Here is a 5777-nt window from a genome sequence, read left to right on the forward strand (position 1 = left end):
CGCGGCAGCTCGGCCTCGACGGCACGCCCCTCGGGGTCGACGTCGTGCTCGACGGGCGGCTCCTCGTCCGCGGCGCGAGCGAACGGCAGCTGCGGGACGAACTCGCGCTCGGCGCCGCGCAGGCCGTGGTGACCGTGATCGGCGGACAGGGGTTCCTGCTCGGCCGAGGCAACCAGCAGCTCTCCGCGGCCGTGCTCCGTGCGCTCGGCGACGACCCCCTGCTGGTCGTCGCGCCCGAGCAGAAGCTCGTCGACCTGCACGGCCGGCCCCTGCTCGTCGACACGGGCGATCCCGTGCTCGACGCCCGGCTCGCCGGGCACATCCGCGTCGTCACCGGCGTCGGCACGAGCAGTCTCTACCCTGTGACCGCACCCGAACTCTCCCCCGTCTGACCCCCGAAAGGACCCCCATGCGACTCCAGAACAAGAAGGCCATCGTCACCGGCGGCGCGGGCGGCATCGGCCGTGCCACCTGCCTCGCGCTCGCGGCGGAGGGTGCCGACGTCGCCGTGGTCGACCTGAACGCCGAGGCGGCCGAGGCCGTGGCCGCCGAGATCCGCGATGCCGGTGGCACGGCGGTCGCGGTCGCCGCCGACGTGTCCCGCGAGCCCGACATCGAGCGGGTCGTCGCGACCGCCGTGCAGGAGTTCGGCGGGGTCGACGTGGTGTTCAACAATGCCGGCATCATCCGCCGCCAGACCGCGGTCGAGATCGAGGTCGACGAGTGGGACCTCGTGTTCGGCGTGAACGTTCGCGCCATCTTCCTCATGTGCAAGCACGTCGTGCCGATCATGGAGGCCGCGGGCGGCGGCTCGATCGTCAACACCGGTTCGGGCTGGGGTCTGAAGGGCGGCGGTCGCGCCCTGTCGTACTGCGCGTCCAAGGGTGCCGTGGTGAACATGACCCGTGCGCTCGCGATCGACCACGGGCCCGCCGGCATCCGCGTGAACTCGGTCAACCCGGGCGACGTGAACACGGGCATGCTGCGGGACGAGGCGCGCCAGCTCGCGCAGGACGCGGACTCCTTCCTGGCCGAGGCCGCCGACCGCCCGCTGCGCCGCATGGGCGAGCCAGAGGAGGTCGCGCAGGCCGTGGTGTGGCTCGCGAGCGACGACTCCTCCTACGTCACGGGCGCAGCCCTCGTGGTCGACGGCGGCGGCATCGCCTGAGCGCCGGGACGGCGTCGGAGGCGCGGGGTCGGCACCCAGGCGACTCGCGTAAAATCGGCACAATGACCGATGCCCCCGACGCCACCCCCGACCTGGGCCCCGGCATCGACCCCGACGACCTCGCCACGACGCTGCGGGTGCTCCGCGAGCTGCACACGATCGACAACGAGCACCCCGACTTCATCGCCGTGCGCCAGGCGACCGCCGCGATGTTCAAAGACGTCAAGCGCGTGCGCCGCAAGCAGATCCGCGATGCGATCGCCGAGGCCGACAAGGCCGTGGTCGCCCGCACCGCCACGGGCGCGCCCGACCGCATCGACGACGAGACCCGCGGCAACGACCTCGCGTCGAGCGTGGTCGACGCCCCGATCGCGGGGGAGCTGCTCAAGCCGCGCAACTGCTACATCTGCAAGCAGCCGTACACGCTGGTCGACGCGTTCTACCACCAGCTGTGCCCGGACTGCGCGCGCTTCAGCCACGGCAAGCGCAACGCCCGCACCGACCTCACCGGCAAGCGCGCCCTGCTCACGGGCGGCCGCGCCAAGATCGGCATGCACATCGCGCTGCGGCTGCTGCGCGACGGGGCGCACACGACCATCACGACCCGGTTCCCGCGCGATGCCGTGCGCCGCTTCTCGGCCCTGCCCGACGCGAGCGACTGGCTGCACCGCCTGCGCGTGGTCGGCATCGACCTGCGCGACCCCGCCCAGGTGATCGGGCTCGCCGACTCGGTCGCCGCTCAGGGGCCGCTCGACATCCTCATCAACAACGCCGCGCAGACCGTGCGCCGCTCACCGGGCGCGTACTCGCTGCTCGCCGACGCGGAGCTGCAGCCCCTGCCCGACGGGCCGCTGCCGGAGATGGAGACCTTCGGCCACACCGCCGATCCGCATCCGCAGGCGCTGCAGGCATCGGTGGATGCGCACCCGCTGCTGTCGGTCGCGGCGCTCGGCGGCACGGTCGCGGAGCAGGGCGGGCAGGCGCTCACGGCCGAAGACCTCGCGCGGCTCGCGATGGCCCCCGGCTCGTCGTCGCTGGAGAAGCACGCGGACGGCACGGCGATCGACGCGGGCGGGCTCGTGCCCGACGTGAACCGCGTCAACAGCTGGGTGCAGTCGGTCGACCAGGTGGATCCGCTGGAGATGCTGGAGGTGCAGCTCGCCAACACGACGGCGCCGTTCCTGCTGATCAGCCGTCTGCGCGCCTCGATGGCCGCGTCGTCCGCGCACCGGAAGTACGTGGTGAACGTGTCGGCGATGGAGGGGCAGTTCTCCCGCCGCTACAAGGGACCGGGCCATCCGCACACGAACATGGCGAAGGCCGCGCTGAACATGCTCACCCGCACCAGCGCGGGGGAGATGCTCGAGAAGGACGGCATCCTCATGACCGCCGTCGACACCGGCTGGATCACCGACGAGCGTCCGCATTACACGAAGGTCCGGCTGGCCGAAGAGGGCTTCCACGCGCCGCTCGACCTGGTCGACGGCGCCGCCCGCGTGTACGACCCGATCGTGCGCGGCGAGGCGGGCGAGGACATCCACGGCGTCTTCCTGAAGGACTACGAGCCCAGCCCCTGGTGACCCTCCGGACGGCTCAGGCCCAGATGTCAGAGAGGGCGACGGGGGCGCTCGAGACCGGGCCGTACCCGGTGACGCTGGCGACCGCGCGGAGCTGCGTGTACGCGCCGATCACGGACCGCGGGAGCGTGCTGGCGTAGTAGCCCGACGAGTTCGTCGACTGTCCCGTGTAGATCGTTTCCCAGCCGGAGGCTCCGTCGCCCTGGAAGTCGAACGTCTGCGTCAGATCGGCGGTGCCGGGGCGGGAGAGGGTGACCGTGCCCCAGGCGTAGTTCGCGTCGAGGGCGAAGGCGCTGAGCGTCAGCTCCGGGGTGCCGAGCGAGGCGGCTGCGGCGGGAGCGGCGGCCGAGAACGCGATGACCGGTGCGGCCCACGCCGCGTGGACGATCGTGCGGCGGGAGAGAGCACCGCGTTCGCGCGGCTTTTCGGGCATCATGGCGAAACACTATCGTGCAGACGCGGTGCAGCGAGATCGCCGCGGCCCGGGGGTCAGCGCGGGTACGGGAGGGGGAACCACACCGTCACGACGAGGCCGCCCTCGGCGCGCGGCGTCAGCACCAGGGTGCCGCCGTGCGTCTCGGTGATGCGCTGCACGATCGCCAGCCCGAGCCCCGCACCGGCGTGGTCGTCGCGCGTGCGCTCGGACCCGCGCTGGAACGGCTCCACCAGCGTCGCGATCCGGTGCTCCGACAGGCGCTCGCCCGTGTTCTCCACGACGAGCGCGACGGCCTGCGGCATCATGTGCGTGCGCACGGCCACCGCCCCGCCGCTGGGCAGGTTGTGCACGATCGCGTTGAGCACCAGGTTCGTGACGAGCTGGGGCAGCAGGGCGGACGACCCGAGCATCGGCGCGGCGGCCCCACCCACCTCGACCGCGACCCCGCGGCGGTCGGCCAGGGGCAGCAGCGCCTCCACCGCCTCCTCGGCCAGCAGCGAGAGGTCGACCAGCTGCCGCGGGAACGTGCGCTGCTCCGCACGACTGAGCAGCAGCAGCGCCTCGGTCAGCGCGATCGCGCGCGTGTTCACCTCGCGCAGGCGGGCGATCAGCTCCTCCGCGTCGCGGTCGGGGTCGTCGCGGGCGACCTCGAGCAGCGTCTGCGAGATCGCGAGGGGCGTGCGCAGTTCGTGCGAGGCGTTCGCCGCGAACCGCTGCTGCTCGGCCACGTGCGCCTCGAGCTGCTCGAGCATGCCGTCGAACACGTCGGCGAGGTCGCGGAACTCGTCGCGCGGCCCCTCCAGGCGCACCCGATGCGACAGCGACCCCTGGGCGGCGAGGCGGGCGGCGTCGCTGATGCGTTCGAGGGGCGCCAGCATGCGTCCGGCGAGCAGCCAGCCGCCGCCGAGCCCGATCGCGAGCAGGGCGACCATGACCGCGATCGCCACCGGCACGAACGCGCGGATGAGGTCGGAGCGGTTGGGCACGCGGATGTCGGCGATGATCTGCACGTCGGGGATGTACCGCAGCAGGTACAGCGCGACGGCCGCGAGCAGCAGCACCCCGGACACCACGACGATCCCGGCGTAGCTGAGGGTCAGCTTCAGCCGGGCGCTCATCCCCCGGCGCCTAGGCATCAGCGTCCGCCTCGATCCGGTACCCCACGCCGGGAACGGTGCGGATGATGCCGGGCTCACCCAGACGCTTGCGCAGCGACGACACCGTGATGCGCACGGCGTTCGTGAACGGGTCCGCGTTCTCGTCCCACGCGCGCTCCAGCAGCTCCTCGGCGCTGACCACGCCGCCCTGTGCGTCGACGAGCACCTCGAGCACCGCGAACTGCTTGCGGGTGAGGGCCACGTACCGGTCGTCGCGGTACACCTCGCGGCGGAACGGGTCGAGCCGGAGACCAGCGACCTCGAGCACGGGCGGCCGGGAGCGCTGGCGGCGCCGGTCGAGGGCCCGCAGGCGCAGCACCAGCTCCCGCAGCTCGAACGGCTTGGTGAGGTAGTCGTCCGCGCCGATCTCGAACCCGGTGGCCTTGTCGTCGAGCCGGTCGGCGGCGGTGAGCATGAGGATCGGGATGCCGCTGCCGGACGCGACGATCCACCGCGCGATGTCGTCGCCGGAGGGGCCGGGCACGTCGCGGTCGAGCACGGCGATGTCGTACGAGTTGATGCTCAACAGTTCCAGAGCGGTGTCGCCGTCGCCCGCGATGTCGGCCGCGATGGCCTCCAGGCGCAGCCCGTCGCGGACGGCCTCGGCGAGGTAGGGCTCGTCCTCGACGATCAGCACACGCATGGCTGTGATCCTACGCACCGCGGTATATCGCGAACGTATGCAAAAGCGCATACGCCCTCGCAACCGCGCGCTTCCTTCACTGGAACCATGAACACCCGCACGAACCCCCGACCACCGCGGTCGCGTCGCCGTCGTCTCGGTGCGGCGCTGCTGGCGCTGGCCCTCGTCGTCCTCGGCGCGCTCGCGGTGCAGCAGTCGCTGGCCGCCGCCTCCGCCGACGCCGGACGGACCGTCCCGTCTCCGGCGCCGACCCCGTTCCCCGATCTGTCTTCCGGCGGCGCGGGGACCGACCACGGCGATGCGGACGGCACGATCGCCGACGGTGACCAGCCGACCGTGTTCGACGTGGAGCGGCCGAGCGTCGGCAACCTCGACCCCGATCTGCTCGCCGCCCTGCAGCGGGCCGCGAGCGATGCCGAGGTCGACGGCGTCGGGTTCCGCGTGAACAGCGGCTGGCGCTCCGCCGAGCTGCAGGAGCGGATGCTGCAGGACGCGATCGCCGAGTACGGCTCGGAGGCGGAGGCGCGCCGCTGGGTCGCGACGCCGCAGACCTCCGCGCACGTGTCCGGTGACGCGGTCGACCTGGGACCACTGCCGGCGCTCGACTGGCTGGCGCAGCGCGGCTGGCGCTACGGCCTGTGCCAGACCTATGCGAACGAGTCCTGGCACTACGAGCTGCGCCCCGACGCTGCGGCGGACGGCTGCCCGCAGATGTATGCCGATCCCACCGAAGACCCGAGGATGCGCTCGTGACCCGGGTGACGGCCCGGGGCCTGCGCGACTCCGCCGTCGCCCG

7 protein-coding genes are annotated in these 5777 nt (G+C 72.6%); 4 read left to right on the forward strand and 3 right to left on the reverse strand.

Translation table 11 applies throughout. From position 1 onward, the window contains the following. The 3 genes from DW309_RS09340 to DW309_RS09350 all read left to right on the forward strand — a co-directional run. Positions 1 to 392, forward strand: a 392-nt coding sequence (locus tag DW309_RS09340; RefSeq protein WP_205812719.1) for an NAD(+)/NADH kinase, incomplete at its 5' end; no start/stop codon positions are given. Between the two features lie 17 nt (positions 393 to 409). Then, positions 410 to 1168 carry an SDR family NAD(P)-dependent oxidoreductase gene (locus DW309_RS09345; RefSeq protein ID WP_136045215.1) on the forward strand — a complete coding sequence of 253 codons (759 nt, stop codon included), beginning with the start codon at positions 410 to 412 and terminating at the stop codon, positions 1166 to 1168. A gap of 62 nt (positions 1169 to 1230) precedes the next feature. Then, the gene (locus DW309_RS09350; RefSeq protein WP_136033936.1) at positions 1231 to 2748 is read left to right on the forward strand and encodes an SDR family NAD(P)-dependent oxidoreductase; all 1518 of its coding nucleotides are present in this window, start codon (positions 1231 to 1233) and stop codon (positions 2746 to 2748) included. A 13-nt stretch (positions 2749 to 2761) separates the two neighbouring features. Here the strand turns inward: DW309_RS09350 and DW309_RS09355 are convergent, their stop codons facing one another. The 3 genes from DW309_RS09355 to DW309_RS09365 are packed head-to-tail and all read right to left on the reverse strand — an operon-like array spanning position 2762 to position 4981. Continuing rightward, positions 2762 to 3181, reverse strand: coding sequence for a hypothetical protein (locus DW309_RS09355; RefSeq protein ID WP_136045216.1), 420 nt, complete (start codon positions 3179 to 3181; stop codon positions 2762 to 2764). 53 nt (positions 3182 to 3234) lie between these two features. Then, on the reverse strand, positions 3235 to 4299 hold the full coding sequence (locus DW309_RS09360) for a sensor histidine kinase (RefSeq protein WP_136033940.1): 1065 nt from the start codon (positions 4297 to 4299) through the stop codon (positions 3235 to 3237). A 10-nt stretch (positions 4300 to 4309) separates the two neighbouring features. Next, positions 4310 to 4981 (reverse strand): response regulator transcription factor, encoded by a 672-nt coding sequence (locus tag DW309_RS09365; RefSeq protein WP_136033943.1) that lies wholly within the window; start codon positions 4979 to 4981, stop codon positions 4310 to 4312. Between the two features lie 87 nt (positions 4982 to 5068). Between DW309_RS09365 and DW309_RS09370 the strand changes: the two genes are divergently transcribed. After that, a complete protein-coding gene (locus DW309_RS09370) occupies positions 5069 to 5734 on the forward strand; it encodes a M15 family metallopeptidase (protein ID WP_136045217.1) in 666 nt (221 codons plus the stop codon). Positions 5735 to 5777: the final 43 nt, after the last annotated feature.

Source organism: Microbacterium sp. K41 (assembly GCF_004794395.1).
In the GTDB taxonomy this organism is placed as follows: domain Bacteria; phylum Actinomycetota; class Actinomycetes; order Actinomycetales; family Microbacteriaceae; genus Microbacterium; species Microbacterium sufflavum.

Bases quoted from the DNA above. Each gene is read 5' to 3' on its own strand.
- DW309_RS09355 (WP_136045216.1), bottom strand. From the start codon at position 3,181: ATGATGCCCGAAAAGCCGCGCGAACGCGGTGCTCTCTCCCGCCGCACG.
- DW309_RS09365 (WP_136033943.1), bottom strand. From the start codon at position 4,981: ATGCGTGTGCTGATCGTCGAGGACGAGCCCTACCTCGCCGAGGCCGTC.
- DW309_RS09370 (WP_136045217.1), top strand. From the start codon at position 5,069: ATGAACACCCGCACGAACCCCCGACCACCGCGGTCGCGTCGCCGTCGT.
- DW309_RS09350 (WP_136033936.1), top strand. From the start codon at position 1,231: ATGACCGATGCCCCCGACGCCACCCCCGACCTGGGCCCCGGCATCGAC.
- DW309_RS09360 (WP_136033940.1), bottom strand. From the start codon at position 4,299: ATGAGCGCCCGGCTGAAGCTGACCCTCAGCTACGCCGGGATCGTCGTG.
- DW309_RS09345 (WP_136045215.1), top strand. From the start codon at position 410: ATGCGACTCCAGAACAAGAAGGCCATCGTCACCGGCGGCGCGGGCGGC.